This window comes from Dyella ginsengisoli, from assembly GCF_044904665.1.
Lineage (GTDB): Bacteria > Pseudomonadota > Gammaproteobacteria > Xanthomonadales > Rhodanobacteraceae > Dyella_A > Dyella_A ginsengisoli.
This window is the reverse complement of sequence record NZ_JADIKM010000004.1, coordinates 250665-269873: the sequence shown is the minus strand read 5'-3', so window position 1 is coordinate 269873 and position 19209 is coordinate 250665. Positions and strand designations below refer to the sequence as shown.

The window sequence follows — 19209 nt, the reverse complement described above, 5'->3', positions numbered from 1 at the left end:
TCGAAGCCGCGAAGCGAGCATGCCCGGCCGGCGGGCCGGGCATGCTCGGTCCAGCCGTCAGCCGATCAGCGTCCCAGGTCGTGCAGGAAGCGCTGGGTGTATTCCAGCGAGGTGGTACCGTCGATCGAGTTGCACACCGGCGAGGCGTAGCCGTTGCTGCCGCCGGCGCACGGCGTGTCGCGGTCCAGCGACCAGAAGTGCACGCCCACCAGCCCCGCGTTCACCGCATACGCCGTCACCGTGTCCACATCGGCCGCGGTGAAGGTTTCACTGGTGACATCGTTGAGGCCGATCATCGGGGTGAGTTCGATGTGGTTGGCCGGCACGCCGTAGGTGTGCTTCAGGTTGGTCACCGCCTGGATCGCCGACTGGCCCATGTCGCACACGCCGCCGGACACCACGCACACGCCGGGGCTGGGACCACCGAAGTCCATCACCATCAGGTTGATGGTGTAGTGCTGCAGCGAGGACGCCAGCACCGAGCGCACCACCATGTCGCCCACGCTGTTGAGGCCGCCGTAGCTGCCGTCGGAGGCGGCCAGCGTGGCCAGCGTGAAGGAGAAGCGCAGGTTCGGGTACAGGCTCTGCGCATAGACTGCACCGGCGACGAGGTTGTTGATCTGCGTCTGGGTCTGGCCTCCTTCGATGTCGAAGTCCACGCCCACCAGATGCGCGCTGTTGTAGCGGCCGATGAACTGCGCCATGCCCGCCGTCGAGCCGCAGGTGAAGCTGCCGGCCTGGCCGCCGGTGGACACCACGTAGTTCACCCCCGCATCGGCCAGCGCCTGCACGTTGGCGCTGGCGAAGTTGGCTCCCGGGATGCCGCCCCAGCTTTCGCTGCCGCACTCGCCCGAGGCGAACGCGAGGGTGATCGCGCCGAGGTTGGGCACGTAGTTCGACACCAGGCTGTTGCTGCCAACCACGGGAATCGGCGAACCGGTGGCGGCCGCGCTGCGCATGGTGTTGGTGTTCCAGTCCATGTTGATCGTGACATCCTTGTACGGACTGAACAGCAGGCTGTCCGGTGCGGGCGGCGGCGTGCCGGTGCCACCGGTGCCGCCGGTTCCACCCGTACCGCCTGTGCCGCCTGTGCCGCCGCTGCCCGAGCCGTCGCAGCTGCCCTGCGAGGTCCACGGCTGCGCCGAGCCGGTGGGGCCGTTGTGGGTGGCCGGATCGTCGCCCTGGGTCCACCAGTTGGCCACGTAATTGATGCCGTTTTCGCTGGCCGTCTGGCCGCCCGTGTACACGGTGCCCGCACTCCACGCGAGTGCGCAGGTGGATCCCGAGGTGCCGGTGCCGCCGGTACCGCCCGTGCTGCCGCCGGAGCCGCTGGTGTCGCCGCAACTGCCCTGCGAGGTCCACGGCTGACCCGAGCCGGACGGACCGCTGTGGGTGGCCGGGTCATCGCCCTGGGTCCACCAGTTGGCCGTGTAGTTGACACTGTTCTCGCTGACGGTGGCGCCGCCGGAATACGCCGTGCCGGCGCTCCAGGGCGCGGCGCACGACGCCACCATCTGCGCGTGCACCGTGACGGGCGCGGCCGCAAGCAGGCCCACCGACATGGCCGAGCCGCCCAGGCTGCCCAGCACACCGAGCGCCAGACGGGACCACGAAACCGATCGCTTCACATTCATTTGAGTCGTTCTCCTGATGGATACATCGCTACGGGTGGTTGTCGGGCGTTGTCGCGGCCGCGTCCTGTCGGCCGGTGGGGATACGTCGCCGGTGCGTCCGTGCAGCTACCGCTTGTGGATGCTGCGAACCGGCCCTTGATACGACTTGAATGACAACGTTGTCTATCAGACTTTTTCCAAACTGTGACGGCTCGCGTGATTGATGCGACCGCACATGAGGCAGGAAGATAGACGAGGATTCCCAAGGAACTGGACGGATGGACCGAACCCTGTCGGGTCGCGACCAACAGCACGGACCCGTTGCCAGCCAAGCGCTCGATGCGCTCCCCAGGTGGCTACATCGGCAGGCATGATGACAACGATGTCTATCAAGATCGCGAGCGGCGTCTCGACGGTTGCGCCATTGGCTTGTGGCCCCCCCGCATCGCCGCTAGCCTCGACCACTTCTGGTGCGAGGGAGCGACCGATGCGCAAGTGGATGTCACTGGGAGTGTTCGTGCTGCTGGCGTTTGCCGCCGGCTTCGTGGGCAGCCGGTTCCCTCCCGGCGACTGGTACGCCGCGCTGACCAAGCCCTCGTTCAACCCGCCCAACAGCGTGTTTGCTCCGGTATGGAGCGCGCTCTACCTGCTGATGGCGGTGGCCGCGTGGCGCGCGTGGCGCAAATCCGGCATCGACGCGGCCACCGGCCTGTGGCTGGCTCAGCTGGTGCTGAACGCGGCGTGGTCGTGGCTGTTCTTCGGCCGCCACCTGCTCGCCGTGGCGCTGGTGGACATCGTGGTCCTGCTCGCGCTGATCGTCGCCACCACCGTGGCGTTCTTCCGCCGCGATCGCGCGGCCGGCTGGATGATGGTGCCGTACATCGCCTGGGTGAGCTTCGCCACCGTGCTCAACGCGGCGCTGTGGCAGCTCAATCCGGGCGCGTGAGCGCCGGCGAGAGCAGCACGGCGGTATCCAGCAGGCGGATGCCGGGCACGGCAGCCAGGTGTCCGCGCAGCCAGTAACCGTGCTCCACGCCGACCGTGACCACGATGCGCTGCCCCGGGTGCTCTGCCGCCGCCTGCTCGATCACCGCCAGGAAATGCCGGTTCCAGCGCTCCCAGCCCTCGCGCTCGCCGGCACCGATCGCCGCCTGCTGGAACGCGTGCTTGGCGCGCAGCATGTCGTCGGTCGTGGCGTCGTTGACGGCAGCGGCATCACGCCAGTGGGTCTTGAGCGCCGCATAGGTGGCGTCCGAATAGGCGCCCAGCGCGGCCACCGCGGCACCGCCGGCAGCCTGGAACGTCGTGTTGGCCTGGAGGTAGGGGCGCAGGATCGCGCCGTACTCAGGCTCGGACGGCTCCATCGCCACCACCACGTAGTGTCCGCGCGCCAGCAGCGGGTAGATGACCTTCGGGTATTCCTGTTTGGTGCTCTCCGGCGCACGGGCGGCGAGCTTGTCGGCGCGCACTTCCAGGCACAGCACGTCCGGATGCAGCTGCTCGAGCACCTCGCGCAGGCGGTCGAACGAGTAACCCGGCACCTGCGCGTGCAGCTGGTGCAAGGTGGACAGCACCACCACTTCGGCGGGACGCGAATCGGCGCCTCCCGCCCGGACGGCGCCGGCCACGGCGATGAAAAGGGCGCACATCGCGTGCAGCCAGTGCTTTCGGCTCATGTCGCAAACCCGTGAGTGACCAAGGCCGGCAATCTAGCCGACCCGCCACACGCCCCGAAGTGCCGAAAGCTGGTGCGCTGATCACTGCGCCAGGCAAGCGGATGACGGACACGCCGCCATCCGCCCGACGCTTCAGGGCGTGACGTCGAAGTCCGCCTGCTGCGTGGCCAGCGAGCTGCCGCCCACCCACACGGTGTAGTGCGTGGGCTCGACCACCGGCTGGCTCTTCACGTTGTAGAACGACAGCTCCGGGAAGCCCAGCTTGAACGTCACCTGCCTCGACTCGCCCGCCTTCAGCGTCACCCGCTGGAAGCCCTGCAGGCTGCGCACCGGCTGCTCCACGCTGGCGCCGAGGTTGCGCACGTACAGCTGCACCACCTCGGTGCCGGCACGCTTTCCGGTGTTCTTCACCGTGGCGGTGACGGTGACCAGATCCTTCGCACCGGAGCGATTGGCCTCGGCCAGCGGCACGCGCTTGCGCGAGAGCTGCACGCCGGAGTAGTCGAACGTGGTGTAGCTGAGGCCGTAGCCGAACGGGTACAGCGCGCTGTTGGGCACGTCGATGTAGCGCGAGATGAAGCGCGTGTCGCCGGCCGGCGGCTTGCTCAGGTCGGCGTCGCCCGCGGGACGGCCGGTCGGGAACTGGTTGTAGTACAGCGGCTCCTGGCCCACTGCGCGAGGAAAGCTCATGGTCAGCTTGCCGCTGGGCGCCACGTCGCCGAACAGCACGTTGGCCACGGCGTTGCCGGCCTCGGTGCCGGGGAACCAGGTTTCCATGATCGCGCCCACGTGCTGGTCGGCCCAGTCGAGCACCAGCGGGCGGCCGGAGAACGCCAGCAGCACCACCGGCTTGCCGGTGGCGACGATGGCTTCGAGCAATTGCTGCTGGTTGCCCGGCAGGTCCAGGTGCGCCCGCGAGCCCGCCTCGCCACTCATGCTGGAGGACTCGCCCAGCGCCATCACCACCACGTCGGCCTGGGCGGCGGCCTGCTTGGCCGCCGCGAAGCCGGCCTGCGAGTCGGTCAGCACATCGGTGCCCTTGGCGTACAGCAACTCGCCGCCGAGCTTCTTCATGCGCGCGGCCAGGCCGCCGCGCAGGGTGACCACGTCGGGCAGATGCTGCGCGCCGCCCCAGGCGCCCTGCATCTCGCTGGCGTCGTCAGCCAGCGGGCCGATCAGGGCGAGCTTCTTCACGGAGGACGACAACGGCAGCAACGGAGCCTGGCCCGCGCCGCCGTTCTTCAGCAGCACGAACGACTCCTCCGCCGCACGGCGCGCCAGCGGGCGGTGCGCGTCCACCGCCTGGGTCACCTCGGTGCCGCGCGCGTAGGGATGCTCGAACAGGCCGAGCGCGAATTTCACCCGCAGCACTCGGCGCACGGCCTCGTCCACGGTGGCCATCGACAGCTTGCCTTCCTTCAGCAGCTTCGGGATCTGGGTGTCGTAGAAGTGGCTCATCATGTCCACTTCCACCCCGGCCTCCAGCGCCTTCTTGGTGGCGGTGGCGGCGTCCAGCGCGATGCCGTGGTGGGTCAGCTCCATGATCGCGGTGTAGTCGCTGACCACGAAGCCGTCGAAGCCCCATTCCTTGCGCAGGATGTCGGTCATCAGGTACGGATCGGCGGTGGCCGGCACGCCGTTGAGTGCGTTGAACGAGCTCATCATCGTGGCCGCGCCCGCTTCCACCGCGGCCTTGTACGGCGGCAGGTAGATCTGGCGCAGGCGGATGTCGGACATGTCGGTGGTGTTGTATTCGCGCCCCGCCTCGGCGGCGCCATAGGCGGCGAAATGCTTGACCGAGGCGGCCACGCTATCGGGCCTGGACAGGTCGGTGCCCTGGTAGCCACGGATATACGCGCGCGCCATCGCAGAGCCCAGGAAGGCGTCCTCGCCCGCGCCCTCGGTGGAGCGCCCCCAGCGCGCGTCACGCGAGATATCCACCATCGGCGAGTAGAACCACTTCACACCGCCCGTGGTGGCCTCCACCGCGGACATGTGCGAGACGTCCTGCACCAGCTGCGGATCCCACGAGGCGGACAGGCCCAGCGGCACCGGATAGATGGTGCGATAGCCGTGGATGACGTCGGCACCGAACAGGATCGGGATGCCCAGGCGGCTGTGCATCGCCGCCTCCTGGAAGCGGCGGGTCTTGTCGGCGCCGATCACGTTGAGCATGGAGCCCAGCTCGCCCTTCTTCGCGAGATCGTAGGCATCGACGTGGTCGCGCGTCTCGGGATTCACGGCAATGGCCGCGCCCGCATCGGCCGCGGTGGGTGCCGAGGAGCCCTGGTCGTTGTACTGCATCAGCTGGCCGATCTTCTCGGCCAAGGTCATCTTCGCCAGCAGCGCGTCGACCTTGCGCTCGATCTGCGGCGAGGCCAGCTGGGCGTTGGACGGGGCGACAGTTGCGGGGGCATCGGCGGGCGCGGCGACGGCGACTCCGGCCACGGCGAGCGCGACGGCGGCGCACAGGAGCAGGGAACGGGGGCGCGAGCCGGATCGGGGCTGGAAGTTCATCGATTCTCCGCGGGGTAGCGGGCGTCGGCGAGCCGTCGCCCGGATCAGGGACCGCGGGAATGTAAACGTTTACGTACCGCTGCGTAAATGCGCGCTGCAATATGGCGTGCGACCGCTCCCCGAGAGCGGACCGCGGTCGCCTGCACGCCTTGCGAGAGTCCCGGCGCCGGGTGTGCAACGCGGTGAGCGCAACGCGAGACCCTTACGGCAGGGGTCGGATCTCCGTGAGAGGGGATGGCTGAAATCATGATTCGCGCGCCACGCGTCGAGATCCCTGTCTCCGTGGTGCTGGAGGGGATGATTCGCAGGCGCTCAGCGCAGCTGGCTGTCCTTGCTGCCGCGCCGGTTGTACAGGCCGGCGGCGCGCTGGTCGTCGTCGTGCGCGGCCTGGCAGGTCACGCACAGCCGTACGCCGGGCACGGCCTTGCGCCGCGCGGCGGGAATCGGCGCATCGCACTCTTCGCAGCGCTCCAGCCCGGGGCCGTGGCGCAGCTGCTGGCGCGCACGCTGCACGGCATCGCTCACCGTCGCGTCGATCTGGTCCTGTACGGCGCCGTCGCCGGCCCAACCGGTTGCCATGGCCTGTCTCCGTATCGCGTTTCCGGCCCCGCCTGCCGGCGGAGGGCCGAATGAAACTCACCCTGTGATCCAAAGATGGTGCCGCACAGTGCGCATCGCAAGCGCATGGCACCGGGCGGCGACGCGGCGCCATCCTCGGCCGCCGCCTCCCTGGTGACGCTGCAGCGAGGGTCGTTCAAGCCTGCGCGTCGGGCGCAGCGGCCGGCATCGCCCACAACGCGAGCAGGGTCAGCAGCGCCGAGCCGGCGAGGTAATAGCCCACCGACGCCAGCCCGTGGTGAGCCGCCAGCCACGTCGCCAGATACGGCGCCAGCGAGGCACCGAAGATGCCGGCCAGGTTGAACGCCAGCGACGCGCCGGTATAGCGCACCGGCACCGGAAACAGCCGCGCCAGCACGGTGCCCAGCGGCCCGTAGGTCAGCCCCATCACGCCCAGCCCCAACGCGAGGAACAGCAGCACCCGCGGCGCGCTGCCGGCGGCGAACAGCGGCGCGAAAACCAGACCGAACGCCAGGATCAGCACGGTGGACAGCACCATCATGAAGCGCGCGCCGCGGCGGTCCGCCAGCCACGCCGACAGCGGAATCGTCACCGCGAAAAACAGCACGCCCACCATCTGCAGCAGCAGGAACTCCTCGCGCGAGTAGCCCAGGCGGCTGGTGGCCCAGCTGAGGCTGAACACGGTCATCAGGTAGAACAGCACGAAGGTCGCCAGCGCCACGAAGGTGCCGGCGATCAGCGCGCGCGTGTGGCGCGTCACCACCGCCAGCATCGGCAGCCGCTCGCGCTCGTGATGCTCCATGGCACGGGCGAAGGCGGGCGTCTCGTGCAGCTTCAGGCGCATCCACAGGCCCACTGCCACCAGCACCGCGCTGGCCAGGAACGGCACCCGCCAGCCCCAGGCGAGGAACGCCGCCTCGCCGATGCCCTGGGTCAGCCACAGGAACAGGCCGGTGGAGAGGAAGAAACCGATCGGCGCGCCGAGCTGCGGAAACATGCCGAACCACGCGCGCTTGCCCGGCGGCGCGTTCTCGATCGCCAGCAGCACCGCCCCGCCCCACTCGCCGCCCAGCCCCAGCCCTTGCCCGAATCGGCACAGCGCCAACAGCGCCGGTGCCGCCACGCCGATGCTGGCGTAGGTGGGCAGCACTCCGATGGTGACCGTGGAGATGCCCATCGTCAGCAAGGCGGCCACCAGCGTGGCCTTGCGCCCGATGCGGTCGCCGAAGTGGCCGAACACCGCCGAGCCCACCGGCCGCGCGAAGAACGCCAGCGCGAACGTGGCCAGCGACTGCAGCGTCGCCGAGGTGGCATCCGACGAGGGGAAAAACAGCGCCGGAAATACCAGCACCGCCGCGGTGGCGTAGATGTAGAAATCGAAAAACTCGATGGTGGTGCCGATCAGGCTGGCGAACAGCACGCGGCGGGTCGACGTGGCCGGCGCGGATTCGGCACGAGGCATGGGCATTCCCTTTGGACGGATGGACGTCCGATTCTGCCAGAGTGCCCGGCGGCATACGCGCGTGCCGACGATGAGCTACCGAGCCGGCGAGACTGCCCCGGCCGACTCCGGCTCGTCGCAGAACGGGCTGGCGATCACCACCTGGTTGCGGCCGGCATGCTTGGCCCGGTACAGGGCGTCGTCGGCGTCGGCCATCAGCTGGCGCAGGTCGTAACCCGCATCGCGGGTCCCGGCGATGCCCAGGCTGGCCGATACCGTCACGTCGCGCAGGTCCCGTTCGTCGGACGTGCTGGCGATCGCGGCGCGGATCGCTTCGGCGCGCGCCATCACCGTATCCACCGCACAGCCCGGCAGCAGGATGCCGAACTCCTCGCCGCCGAGCCGGCCGAAGATGTCGTTCCGCCGCAGCTGCTGTCGGCATACCTCGGCCGTGCGGCGCAGCACCCTGTCGCCGACCAGATGGCCGTGCGCGTCGTTGATCTGCTTGAAATGGTCCAGATCGAACAGGATCAGGCAAGCGGGCTCGTGCCGCAGCGAGGCCGCCGCCAGCACCTCCTCCGCACACTCGACGAAATGCTGGCGATTGAAGATGCCGGTGAGCCCGTCGTGGCGCGCCAGCCGCATGAATCGCCGCTGCGAGCGCTTCAGGCGAAACACCCAGAACGCTACCGACGCCAGCAGCGTGAGCAGCAGTGCGATCAACAGCCCGCTCGCCTGCATCGCCTTGCGATCCAGCGACTGTTGCAACTGCAGGATGCGGTTGCGGCTGCCCAGCGCCTCCGCTTCGCGCCGGCGCTCGGCCAGCCGCAGATGCACGCGCTGATAAGCCTGTGCCTGCGCGCTGGCGTCATCGAGGTAAGCCCGCTCCGCCTCGCTGTATTTCTGGTACCAGGCCAGCGCCTCGGTGTCGTTGCCCGCGCGGTGCGCCACGGCGTAAAGCACCTGGTAGGCGATGGCCAGCGGCTCGCTGATGCCGTCCCCACGGCCGTCGTCGATGGCGGCCAGCGCGCTGCTTCGCGCCGCTCCCCACTGCCCTTCGGCCAGCAATGCCTGGGCGAGGAGCGCCTTGAAATGTGCCATCTGCCGCTTGTAGCCGAAGCGCTCCACTTCGGGCAGGTGGCGACGCAGCAGGACAATGGCAGCGGCGGCCTCGTGCTGGCTGATCAGCATCTCGGCAATGTCGCAACGCAATTGGTTGGCGAAGCCCGTCTCCCCCTCCGCCTCGCACAGACCGATCGCTTCCGCAAAACCTGCATCGTTGGACTTCAACCCACCGCGGCGGTATCGGGCATGTTCGGCATTGAAACGTGCGCGGCAGAGGCCTGCGCCGGGCGGACGATTGGCGAGCATCTGATCGACGAAACGCAGCGAGAGATCGTATTGCCCCGCCGCCGTCATCAATTGTGCCGCCTCGGCCAAGGCCTGAAAGCGCGCTGCCAGGTCTTGCACCTGCGGCATCTCCTGCATCAGCAGGTCCAGCTCGCGGTAGGCGTCCTCGTAGTGCCGGGTCAGCGCCATCGTGTTGAGCAGTGTGGTGCGGGCGCGGAAGCGGATCAGCGGATCGGGCGCCTGCGCGATGATCTCGCGCAGGTTGCGCTGGGCACCCTCGATGTCGCCGCCGAAATCCTGTTGCCAGGCGTGCAGATAGCGCAGGTGCCACTTCTGCGGCTCGGTCAGCGCCTGCCGGGAAGCATCCAGTTGCGCCAGGCTGGCGCGGAACCCGGCGTTGTCGGCGGTCCGCTGCTGCTCGGCACGGGCGATGAGTTCAGTCGCGGGGACGGTGGTTTGCGCATGCGTCGGCGTCGCACACGCCAGTGCCGCCGCCAGCACCCACATCGGCCGTGGCAACCGGGGATGTCCCGCCGGGGATCCCCTGCCTGCGGCATCGACTCGACTGCGAGGACGCCCGGCGCTTGGCTGAAGTGCCCGCTTGGAATCGTTCGCTGGATCCATGTCGCACCTGCCCTGTCCTGCCCGCGCGGCTCGCCGTCGTTCGACAATTCGCCACAGTGCCGCCCCCGGCCCCGTCCGAGCATGGAGCAGTGGGTTCCGGATTGCGAGAGGTCGAACAGGCGCCGGCTGCCCCACACTATCGGCCGGTCGATGGAAAACTTGTGGCTCTGCGGCGTGATCGATCCGAAAGCGTTCGGAAGCGGAGCGGGGTGGTGGTCAGCTCGCGGCCCGTTCGCCGAGCTCCACTACATCGAGCACGACGCGATTGCGGCCACCCCGCTTGGCGCGATACAGCGCATGGTCCGCATCGGCCATCAGCTGCTGCAGGTCGTACCCGGCGTGCTCGGTGGACGCCACGCCCAGGCTGGCGGAAATCATCACGCCGCGCGTGTCCTCGTCGTCGGAGGTTTCCGCGATGGTGATGCGGATGGCTTCGGCCCGCGCGCTCACGTTGGCCAGCGTGCAATCCGGCAACAGGATGCCGAATTCCTCCCCGCCGAGACGGCCGAAGATGTCGTTCTTGCGCAGATGGTCGTGGCACACCGCCACGGCGCGCTTGAGCACCAGATCACCGAAGCCGTGCCCGTGGGCATCGTTGATCAGCTTGAAGTGATCCAGATCCATCAGCAGCAGGCACAGGTGACTCCCTTCGCGCTGGGCCGAGGCCAGCATGCGTTCGGCCTGCTCCACGAAATGCTGGCGGTTGAAGATGCCGGTGAGGCCGTCGTGGCGCGCCATTCGCATGTAGCGCTGGTGCGAGCGGCTGAGCCGGAACAGCCAGAATCCTACCGATGCAAGCGCCACGATCAGCAGCGCAATGTAGAGCCGGCTGGTCTCCACCGCCTTGCGATCCAACGCCTGCTGCAGCTGCAGGATGCGGTTCTCGTCGGTGGATCCCTTCAACTCGCGTTCCTTGGCCGCCACCTCCTGCCGGACGCGCTGGTAAGCCAGCGACGATGCGCTGGCAGCGTCGAGCTGGCGCTTTTCCGCATCCATGTATTTCTCGTGCCACGCAAGCGCGGTGGCCATGTCGCCCTGCTGCTTGGCCACGCGGTAGAGCACACGGTATGCCTTGGCAATCGCGCCGCTGGGGTTCTCCCACGGACGCTTCGGCAAGCCCTCGCTGGCATAGCGGGCCGCTTCGGCATATCTGCCGGTGCGGTACAGGGCGCTGGCCAGGGTGGAATCCCAGTCCACGGTGAACTGGGCATAGCCGAGCCCGAGCACCTCGTCATGGAACGTCAGCAGCTGGTGCAAGGCCTCCACCATGCGACCTTCCCGCACCAGCGCATCGACGTGCTGGATGCGGATCAGGTCGGAAAGAAGCACCTGATGATCCTTGAGGCAGGCCTCGATCCCCTGCGGGAAGGCCGGATCGTCCGCCTTGATGCGGGCCGCCAGAACCAGCGCGTCCAGCAGCCGGACCTGGGCAAGGCAGATGCTCTGGCCCGGCGGTATTGTCTGGAACATCTGCCGCGCCAACTGCTCGGCCAGATCGGACTGCCCCGCAAGGTTGAGCAACATCGAAGCTTCAGCCAACCCCTGGTAACGCACGGCGGGATCTGTGATGCCGGGGAGATCGCGCATCAGCTGATCCAGCTCGCGATAGGCAGGTTCGAACTGGCGCGTGGTGTTGAGCGAATTGATCAGGGTGGCGCGGGCGCGAAAGCGTAGCTTCGCGTCTGGGCATTGGGCAAGGATCTGCCGGAACAGGGTGACGGCGGATGCATGATCGCCCTGGTAATCGTCCTGCCAGCCGTGCAGGTACTTGAGGTGCCAGCGCTGGTCCGCGGTCATCGCCGCCTGCCCGGCATCCATGGTGCGGAGCAGCCGCATGAACGCGGCGTGGTCGGTGAGCCGCAGCGCCTCGGCTTGTTCAAGCTGTGCGACAGCGCGTGGCGCCGAGTCCGATGCGGCGTTCAGGGACGGGCAAACCGCAGTCAGCAGAAAGATCAGGGCAAGCCCGCGAAAAATCCTCTGCCCTGTCTGGCGCCAGCCGATGTCCATGGTGATCCGCCCGCTCCCTGCGTCCTGGATCATCCGGCCGGATGTCGATCCCGCGCGGACACGCCCTCTTTCTCAGGAGTGTCTTCGTCGCCTTCTTCGTCTTCTTCGGCCGGCGTGACATTTACATGCAGACGCTCGCCTTCCAGCGCGCGCAACATTGCGACATCCCAAACCGAGGCCGACACGGAGGCTATGGATGCATGCACGGCCGATGCACGGCCTGACTCGGCACCCGATGCCTGGGCGACATTCCAGCAAGCCGCTTCACCCAGATGCTCGAGTGCATCAATGACGTCCATCGTGAAACTTCCCCCCGGGAAAATGCGCCACGCCAGCAACACACGCCAGCCGAAGACAAATCGGCATCACCGGATCATAGCTTTAATCAACAGGGGGCCGTCAGGGATATCCGCGATGCACAAACACGCTCCGAACCCAGCATTTACCGGGTGACGCCAGCCATCAGGCAGCATCCAGCGCGGCAAGGCGGGCGATGACGGCCTCGTTCTTTTCCATGGCCATCGCCGGCGGCACCACCAGGGTGTCGCTGGGAGTCAGCACGGCGTGCGGAAGCGCGGCCAGTACCATGCGGTCGGCCCGAAACCGGTCGACCGCAAGCGACGACGCACGGTAGACGAGCACCTCGTGGTCGAGCGGATAGTGTTCGGCCAGGACGTCCACCAGCACCTGGCGATGCGCGTCACCGGTGGAGAAATGCTTCAGCGAACGATCGCCCGCCAGGCCAACCTGCCACAGCACCAGCCAGGCGGCCGTGTCCACGCGGCGGCGGTACAGCATGAACTGCGTGGCTTCGTAGTGCTGGCACCCCGTCTTGCCTGGATCGATGCCCAGATCGGCATACAGGCAATCCTCGGCGGAAATGCCTCCTTCCATCCGCGCCGGATAACCCTCGCCGCGTGCCGTTTCGATGGCCTTGTGCGGCACCCACGCAAACACGCCCGGATGCCCATAGAACGCCCCGCACACCCGCTTGCCGGCGCGCACTTCGGCCAGCATCGCCTCGACCATGCCCCGGTAGCTGCGCATGCGCGAGCTGCCCTCGCGATAGAACGGCTGCAGGCTGCGCACGTCGGGATTCATCCGGCGCACCCACTCCTCCATCAGCGCGTCGGCGACCAGCACGAACACCACGTCCGCCTGCTGGATGTGGCTGCGCGCCCGCGGCGTCAGGTGCGCGCCCAGCATCATCCCCACGCCCACGCAGGCCAGGCTGCCGGCTTTGTGTTCGTCCACGGTGGCTCCCCCTGCCCTTCCCGCCGGAAGCGGCGGGCGCAGTAGCATGCACCATCCACCGGGGAGGTCGCGCATGGCAATCGAGCTGACGCAGTTCCTGCACGGGATGGCCGAGAAGAAGGCCTCCGACCTGTTCTTTTCGGTGGGCGCCCCGCCGAACATCAAGATCGACGGCGAAACCCGCCACCTGAGCGAGACGCCGCTGTCGGCCGAGACCGTGCGCGACCTCGCCTACTCGGTGATGAACGACAAGCAGCAACGCGAGTTCGAGGCCACGATGGAGATGAACCTCGCCATCGGCCTGGCCGACGCCGGCCGCTTCCGCGTCAACATCTATCGCCAGCGCGGACACGTGGCGCTGGCGGTGCGCTACATCACCAGCGAGATTCCCTCGATAGAGTCGCTCAATCTGCCGCCGATCCTGCGCGAGCTGATCATGCAGCCGCGCGGGCTGATCCTGGTGGTGGGCTCCACCGGCTCGGGCAAGTCGACCACGCTGGCCTCGATGATCGACTACCGCAACGCGCACAAGACCGGCCACATGCTCACGGTGGAGGAGCCGATCGAGTACCTGCACACACACAAGCAGTCGATGGTGGACCAGCGCGAAGTGGGGCTGGACACGCTGAGCTACGCCAGCGCGCTGAAGAACGCCATGCGCCAGGCGCCGGACGTGATCATGATCGGCGAGATCCGCGATCGCGAAACGATGCAGGCGGCCATCGCCTATGCCGAAACCGGCCACTTGTGCCTGTCCACTTTGCACGCCAACAACGCGAACCAGACGCTGGACCGCATCATCAATTTCTTCCCCGATGCGGCCCGCCACCAGCTGTTGATCGACCTCTCGCTCAACCTCAAGGGCGTGGTATCGCAGCGCCTGCTGCGCAGCGTGGAGGGCAAGCGCGTGCCGGCCGTGGAGATCCTGCTGTCCACCCCTTACGTGGCCGACCTGATCGAGAAGGGCGAGATCTACACCATCAAGGAGGCGATGAAGCAGAGCCTGGAGCACGGCATGCTCACCTTCGACGAGTCGCTTTACCGGCTCTACGCCGCCGGGCGCATCAGCTACGCGGAGGCGATCGAGCACGCCGACTCGCAGACCGACCTGGCCCTGCGCATCCGCCTGCAGGGGCCCGAGCCGCAGAACGCCTCGCACCACGACCTGGACAGCGCGCGCATCGACGGGCTCGGGCATTGAGCGGACGCGCGTCGTTCAAGCTGGCGACATCGTGCGTGCACGATCATGCGCGCCGTTGCCGCCTGACCCGGACTGCATGAACCACGCCGTCGCCACTGCCACCGCCGCCGCCTCGCCCTGCCCCGCCGTCCGCAACCGGCGGCGGTTCTGGCTGGGCGCACTGATCGCGCTGGTGGCCGGCTGCGCCGCCCAACAGGTGGAGTCGCCGGGGCAGGATCCGGCCAAGGTCCAGGCCCGCATCATGCGCGTGCTGCCCGGCGGTACCGATGACCGTGCCGGCTGGGCGCGCGACATCACCGCGGCGCTCGCCGCCCAGCAGATCGAGCCCAGCCGCAGCAACCTCTGCGCCGTGATCGCAGTGGCCGGACAGGAGTCGAATTTCCAGTCCGATCCCGCCGTGCCCGGGCTGGGCCGCATCGCCCGCGCGGAGATCGACCGTCGCGCCGCCGAGCACCACGTCCCGCAGCTGCTGGTGCGCGGCGCGCTGGCGCTGCACGGGCCGGACGGCCGCAGCTACGCCGACCGCATCGAAACGGTGCGCACCGAGCGCGAGCTGAGCCGCGTCTACGAGGATTTCATCGGCATGGTGCCGCTGGGCAAGCGGCTGTTCGGCGACGCCAATCCCATCCACACGGGCGGGCCGATGCAGGTGAGCGTGGATTTCGCCGAACAGTACGCGCGCGAGCACGAATATCCCTATCCGGTCGACGGTTCGATCCGCCACGAGGTGTTCAGCCGCCGCGGCGGGCTGTATTTCGGCATCGCCCACCTGCTCGGCTACGCCGCCGACTACCCCACGCCGCTGTACCGCTTCGCCGACTACAACGCCGGCTTCTACGCCAGCCGCAACGCGGCGTTCCAGAACGCGGTGACGCGCGCCTCCGGCATCCCGCTGGACCTCGACGGCGACCTGGTCAGCTACGGCGAGTGGGGCGCGCGCGGCCAGACCGAGCTGGCCGTGCGTACGCTCGCCGAGCGGCTGGACCTGAGCCCGGGTGAGGTCCACCGCGACCTGGCCAAGGGCGAAACCGCCGCCTTTGCGGACACCCACACCTACGCCGCCGTGTTCGCCCTGGCCGACCGCCTCAACGGTCGGCCGCTGCCGCGCGCGATGCTGCCAACGATCCGGCTGGAAAGCCCCAAGATCACCCGCAAGCTCACCACCGCGTGGTTCGCCCAGCGCGTGGACAGCCGCTACCGTAGCTGCATGGCGCGGATGCGCTGACACGATCACCGCGCCATCGCGCCGCAGGCTGCCCGCAGGAGCCTGTCGACGCATCGCGTTAGGCTGTGCCTCCCGCTTGCGGAGTCCCTGCCATGCGCCGTCTGTTCCGTTTCTTGATCCTGGCCGTGCTCGTGCTGCTCGCCGGCTGCACGCGCTTTCCCACGGCCACGCCCGATGCGCGGTTCGACGACGGCCTCACCGCGGCGCGCATCTTCGATGACTGCCTCGCCGCGCACGGCGGCGACATGCGCAACTATCCCGGCGATCTCGACCTCGCCACCGACGGCCACTGGCACACGCTGATCCAGCGCATCCAGCCGGTAATCAGCGACGCCGGCTTCCGCGTCACCTCCGAGGAGCGCTACCGCCCGCGCGACGGCCTGTACGCGGTGCACCACCACGGTCCGCTGGGCGACAAGCAGGTGATCAGCACGCCCGCGGGCATCGCCGTCTACTACAACGGCGTGCGCGAGACCGACCCGGTGAAGCTCCGTGCCACCGCGCTGACCAACGACGCCTTCGCGCTGTTCCACTTCGGCCCCAGCTTCATCAAGGCGCGCGCCACCGCGATGAGCCGCCTGCCCGATGCGGTGGAAGACGGCCAGCGCTACTACCGGCTGCTGGCCACGCTGTCGCCGGGCTTCGGCGAGGCGGCGAACGACCAGGTGGTGCTGTGGATCCACCCGCAGACGCACCTGCTTTATCGCGTGCACCTCACCCTCAACGGCTTCGAGACCACCCAGGGCGCGCACGTCGACACCACTTTCCTGGCCTACCGCAAGCTCGGTCCGTTCACCCTGCCGGTGCGCTTCGACGAGCGCGTGCGCGGCCCCATCCAGATCCCCGCACACGAGTGGCACACCACCGGGATGGATCGCGACCGCGGCTGGCACGCCGCCGACGTGGAGGGTGCGCAGTTCACCGGCAAGGCCGCAGCACCGGCGACACCCTTGCCGGCCGTCACGGCGCAGTGACCGGCCGACAGCTCAGCGCCGCTCGTCCGCCGTCGGCAACGCGGGAGGCTGGAACTGCACCAGCGCGGTGTCGCCCTGCACGCACAGGCGGTAGCCGACCGCCACGCGATCGGGCGCGTTGGCGCAGCGCGCCGCCAGCGCGGCATCGTCATCGCCCGGCTGGTTGAGCAGCGGGCGCCGCGCATCCACCCACTGCGGCAGGTAGAACATCAGCCATCCGCTGGTGGCGAAGCGATGGGTGGCGTCGAGGTAGGTCGGCACCAGCGCGCGCATCAGCGGAAACTCGCTGATCACGTGCTCGGCCAGCGGCGAGAAGCCGGTCGATCCGGTCACCGCCAGACGACGGATCGGCGTCGCTGCCGGCCAGGCGGCCAGATCGTCCGCCAGCTGCGCGGCGACGTGCTGCTCGAAGTGCTGCTGGTCGGTCATCGCGTTGCCGTAGGCGCTGGCGATCACGCCCATGCCCAGCGCGAACGCTGCGGCCACCGCGGTGCAGGCGCGGTCACCCCACGCACGCGTCCGCAGCGCCGCGCGCAGCAGCAGCAGGCCCGCCGCCAGCAAGGCGCCGATACCGATCAGCACGCGCGGCTGGATCTCCGGCGCGCGCAGCAGCAGCATCGGCCCCAGTGCCGCGACCATCGCAAGCCCCGGTACGGTCACCGCCAGCCCCACCAGCAGCGCCTGCTGGCTGCGCGATCGGTGCGGATCGCGCGAGCGGGCATGGCGCACGCCCACCACCACGCAGGCCAGCGCGAGCAGCGTCGCCAGGGTGCCGAACACGGCCCACCAGTTGGCGTTGAACGAGCTTCCGACGAAGCCGTAGAACGCGGTGACGTTGTCGGCGATGCGCGGGATCTCGCGCCAACCGTGGATGGGCGTCGCCTGCCGCTTCACCCAGCCGCTGATATGCATGCCCACCAGCAGCTCGTAGACCACCATCGCCACCGCGATCTGCACGGTGCGACGAAGCAGCGTGCGCAGCCCCGCGGCCGCCTCGTGATCGGTCGCCTGCGTGAGCACCAGCTCGGCCAGCGTCAGCACCAGGAACACGTTGATCGCCGGCTGGTACAGGCACAGCGCGCCGAACAGGCTCGCGATGCCCCAGCCGCTGCCGCGCCGCGTGGTGGGCAGCAGCAGTGGCCACACCGCCAGCCAGATCGCCAGCGCCATGCTCAGCGCATCGAACTGGTAGGACAGGTTCTCCAGGAAAAACGGCTGCGCGCCCAGCGGAAATACCAGCAGCGCGGCGAGCCACGGCGAGGCGTCGGTGAAGCGGCGCGCCAGCCGGGCGCCGGTCCAGGCGAGCAGCACGATCGCACCGATCTGCGGCAGCGGCGCGATGTCGACCATGGCGTGGTCGTAGCACTGCAGGGCGCGCATCAGCAGCGTGGTCAGCGGACGGCCGTTGGAATCCCAGCTGGCCCGGCCGAGCAGCGCGCGCTTGAGATCGTCGTTGTAGGGACGGTCGGCGTGCAGGATCGGATACAGCAGCAGCGCGAACAGCCCGAGCAGCCGCGCGAACACGGCGCGCACGCCGGAGCCTGGATCGTCCTGTGGAGATGGAACGGCCACCGAATCGACTCCTGACATCCGCCCTCGATGGCGGCCTCGGCATGCTCGCAGGCGCATCTTGCAGGCTGCTTTCAGCAGCGGGTGATGCGCTGCATGCGGTCGGTCCCTTGGCACGCGCCGGACGCGGCCGCATGTCTGACCGTTCAACCCGCAACGAGGCATCCCCATGAAACAGATCGTCCTGAAGCGCCCCGGCGGACTGCAGCAATTGGCACTGGTCGACGCCGCCGACCCGGGAGCGCCCGGCCCGGGCGAGATGCGCGTGCGAGTGCACGCCAGCTCGCTCAACTTCCACGACTACGCGGTGGTGGCAGGCATGGTTCCCACCGCCGACGGCCGCATCCCGATGGCAGATGGTGCGGGCATGGTGGAAGCGGTGGGTGCGGGCGTGGAGGAGTTCCGCACGGGCGATGCGGTGGTATCGACCTTCTTCCCGCACTGGCTGGACGGCCGCGCGCGCATCGACAACTTTGCCGGCACGCCCGGCGACGGCATCGACGGCTATGCCCGCGAGGTGGTGGTGCGGCCGGCGGCCTGGTTCACCCATGCACCGCGCCACTGGAGTCACGCCGAGGCGAGCACGCTCACCACCGCCGCCGTCACCGCGTGGCGCGCGCTGGTGGTGGAAGGTGGCCTCAAGGCCGGCGATACCGTGCTCACGCTGGGCACCGGCGGCGTGTCGATCTTCGCGCTGCAGTTCGCCCGGCTGATGGGCGCGCGGGTGATCGCCACGTCTTCCTCCGATGCCAAGCTCGAACGGCTCACTGCGCTGGGCGCCGAGCACGTCATCAACTACAAGAATGAGCCTGCGTGGGGCCAGCGCGTGTGCGAGCTCACCGACGGACGCGGCGTGGACCACGTGATCGAAGTAGGCGGCCCGGGCACGCTGCCGCAGTCGATCGAGGCGGTAAGGATTGCCGGGCACATTTCGCTGATCGGCGTGCTCACCGGGTTCGGCGGCGAGGTTCCCACCGCGGCGCTGATGGCCAGGCAGGCGCGGCTGCAGGGCATCATCGTGGGCAGCCGCACGCACCAGCAGGAGATGATCGCCGCGATCGACGCGAGCACCCTGCGCCCGGTGATCGACCGTTCGTTCGCGCTGGCCGACATTGCCGACGCGTTCCGCCACGAGGCCTCGGGCCAGCACTTCGGCAAGATCGTGCTGGAGTTCTAACC

The 19209-nt window shown here is 68.6% G+C and carries 15 protein-coding genes; 5 read left to right on the top strand and 10 right to left on the bottom strand.

All coding sequences use genetic code 11. The features are described from left to right. Window positions 1-65: 65 nt before the first annotated feature. Window positions 66-1634 carry a carbohydrate-binding protein gene (locus ISP17_RS15510; RefSeq protein WP_404634798.1) on the bottom strand — a complete coding sequence of 523 codons (1569 nt, stop codon included), beginning with the start codon at window positions 1632-1634 and terminating at the stop codon, window positions 66-68. 466 nt (window positions 1635-2100) lie between these two features. Between ISP17_RS15510 and ISP17_RS15505 the strand changes: the two genes are divergently transcribed. Beyond that, a complete protein-coding gene (locus tag ISP17_RS15505) occupies window positions 2101-2559 on the top strand; it encodes a TspO/MBR family protein (RefSeq protein WP_404634796.1) in 459 nt (152 codons plus the stop codon). Here ISP17_RS15505 and ISP17_RS15500 read toward each other — a convergent pair. From ISP17_RS15500 to ISP17_RS15465, 8 genes are all read right to left on the bottom strand, one after another. Continuing rightward, window positions 2543-3289 carry a hypothetical protein gene (locus ISP17_RS15500; protein WP_404634794.1) on the bottom strand — a complete coding sequence of 249 codons (747 nt, stop codon included), beginning with the start codon at window positions 3287-3289 and terminating at the stop codon, window positions 2543-2545. The genes ISP17_RS15505 and ISP17_RS15500 overlap by 17 nt on opposite strands. A 132-nt stretch (window positions 3290-3421) precedes the next feature. Continuing rightward, window positions 3422-5806: a beta-glucosidase BglX gene (gene bglX, locus ISP17_RS15495; protein WP_404634792.1), complete on the bottom strand. Its 2385-nt coding sequence runs from the start codon at window positions 5804-5806 to the stop codon at window positions 3422-3424. A gap of 312 nt (window positions 5807-6118) precedes the next feature. Continuing rightward, window positions 6119-6385, bottom strand: a complete 267-nt coding sequence (locus ISP17_RS15490; protein ID WP_404634790.1) for a DksA/TraR family C4-type zinc finger protein — start codon at window positions 6383-6385, stop codon at window positions 6119-6121. A 175-nt stretch (window positions 6386-6560) separates the two neighbouring features. Next, a complete protein-coding gene (locus tag ISP17_RS15485) occupies window positions 6561-7847 on the bottom strand; it encodes an MFS transporter (protein ID WP_404634788.1) in 1287 nt (428 codons plus the stop codon). Window positions 7848-7922: 75 nt separating this feature from the next. Continuing rightward, entirely contained in the window at window positions 7923-9935 is a 2013-nt protein-coding gene (locus tag ISP17_RS15480) for a GGDEF domain-containing protein (protein WP_404634786.1), read from the bottom strand. Between the two features lie 81 nt (window positions 9936-10016). Further along, window positions 10017-11636: a sensor domain-containing diguanylate cyclase gene (locus ISP17_RS15475; protein WP_404634784.1), complete on the bottom strand. Its 1620-nt coding sequence runs from the start codon at window positions 11634-11636 to the stop codon at window positions 10017-10019. A 200-nt stretch (window positions 11637-11836) separates the two neighbouring features. Beyond that, window positions 11837-12106 (bottom strand): hypothetical protein, encoded by a 270-nt coding sequence (locus ISP17_RS15470; RefSeq protein WP_404634782.1) that lies wholly within the window; start codon window positions 12104-12106, stop codon window positions 11837-11839. Window positions 12107-12269: 163 nt separating this feature from the next. Next, window positions 12270-13061 (bottom strand): SAM-dependent methyltransferase, encoded by a 792-nt coding sequence (locus ISP17_RS15465; RefSeq protein ID WP_404634780.1) that lies wholly within the window; start codon window positions 13059-13061, stop codon window positions 12270-12272. Between the two features lie 79 nt (window positions 13062-13140). Between ISP17_RS15465 and ISP17_RS15460 the strand changes: the two genes are divergently transcribed. The 3 genes from ISP17_RS15460 (at window position 13141) to ISP17_RS15450 (ending at window position 16461) form a co-directional block, all read left to right on the top strand. Next, on the top strand, window positions 13141-14262 hold the full coding sequence (locus tag ISP17_RS15460) for a PilT/PilU family type 4a pilus ATPase (protein ID WP_404634922.1): 1122 nt from the start codon (window positions 13141-13143) through the stop codon (window positions 14260-14262). Window positions 14263-14338: 76 nt separating this feature from the next. Further along, window positions 14339-15487, top strand: coding sequence for a DUF1615 domain-containing protein (locus ISP17_RS15455; RefSeq protein WP_404634778.1), 1149 nt, complete (start codon window positions 14339-14341; stop codon window positions 15485-15487). Between the two features lie 92 nt (window positions 15488-15579). Further along, complete coding sequence (locus ISP17_RS15450) at window positions 15580-16461, top strand: hypothetical protein (protein WP_404634776.1); 882 nt, start codon at window positions 15580-15582, stop codon at window positions 16459-16461. 12 nt (window positions 16462-16473) lie between these two features. Here ISP17_RS15450 and ISP17_RS15445 read toward each other — a convergent pair whose 3' ends face one another. Further along, a complete protein-coding gene (locus ISP17_RS15445; RefSeq protein WP_404634774.1) occupies window positions 16474-18033 on the bottom strand; it encodes a glucosyltransferase domain-containing protein in 1560 nt (519 codons plus the stop codon). 166 nt (window positions 18034-18199) lie between these two features. Here ISP17_RS15445 and ISP17_RS15440 point away from each other — a divergent pair, with 166 nt between their 5' ends. Further along, the gene (locus ISP17_RS15440; protein WP_404634772.1) at window positions 18200-19207 is read left to right on the top strand and encodes a zinc-dependent alcohol dehydrogenase family protein; all 1008 of its coding nucleotides are present in this window, start codon (window positions 18200-18202) and stop codon (window positions 19205-19207) included. Window positions 19208-19209 lie beyond the last annotated feature (2 nt).

Excerpts from the sequence above, each read along its gene's own strand:
- ISP17_RS15490 (WP_404634790.1), bottom strand. The coding sequence starts at position 6,385 with ATGGCAACCGGTTGGGCCGGCGACGGCGCCGTACAGGACCAGATCGAC.
- ISP17_RS15475 (WP_404634784.1), bottom strand. The coding sequence starts at position 11,636 with ATGCGGCTGCTCCGCACCATGGATGCCGGGCAGGCGGCGATGACCGCG.
- ISP17_RS15440 (WP_404634772.1), top strand. The coding sequence starts at position 18,200 with ATGAAACAGATCGTCCTGAAGCGCCCCGGCGGACTGCAGCAATTGGCA.
- ISP17_RS15470 (WP_404634782.1), bottom strand. The coding sequence starts at position 12,106 with ATGGACGTCATTGATGCACTCGAGCATCTGGGTGAAGCGGCTTGCTGG.
- bglX (WP_404634792.1), bottom strand. The coding sequence starts at position 5,806 with ATGAACTTCCAGCCCCGATCCGGCTCGCGCCCCCGTTCCCTGCTCCTG.
- ISP17_RS15485 (WP_404634788.1), bottom strand. The coding sequence starts at position 7,847 with ATGCCTCGTGCCGAATCCGCGCCGGCCACGTCGACCCGCCGCGTGCTG.
- ISP17_RS15510 (WP_404634798.1), bottom strand. The coding sequence starts at position 1,634 with ATGAATGTGAAGCGATCGGTTTCGTGGTCCCGTCTGGCGCTCGGTGTG.
- ISP17_RS15505 (WP_404634796.1), top strand. The coding sequence starts at position 2,101 with ATGCGCAAGTGGATGTCACTGGGAGTGTTCGTGCTGCTGGCGTTTGCC.
- ISP17_RS15500 (WP_404634794.1), bottom strand. The coding sequence starts at position 3,289 with ATGAGCCGAAAGCACTGGCTGCACGCGATGTGCGCCCTTTTCATCGCC.
- ISP17_RS15450 (WP_404634776.1), top strand. The coding sequence starts at position 15,580 with ATGCGCCGTCTGTTCCGTTTCTTGATCCTGGCCGTGCTCGTGCTGCTC.
- ISP17_RS15455 (WP_404634778.1), top strand. The coding sequence starts at position 14,339 with ATGAACCACGCCGTCGCCACTGCCACCGCCGCCGCCTCGCCCTGCCCC.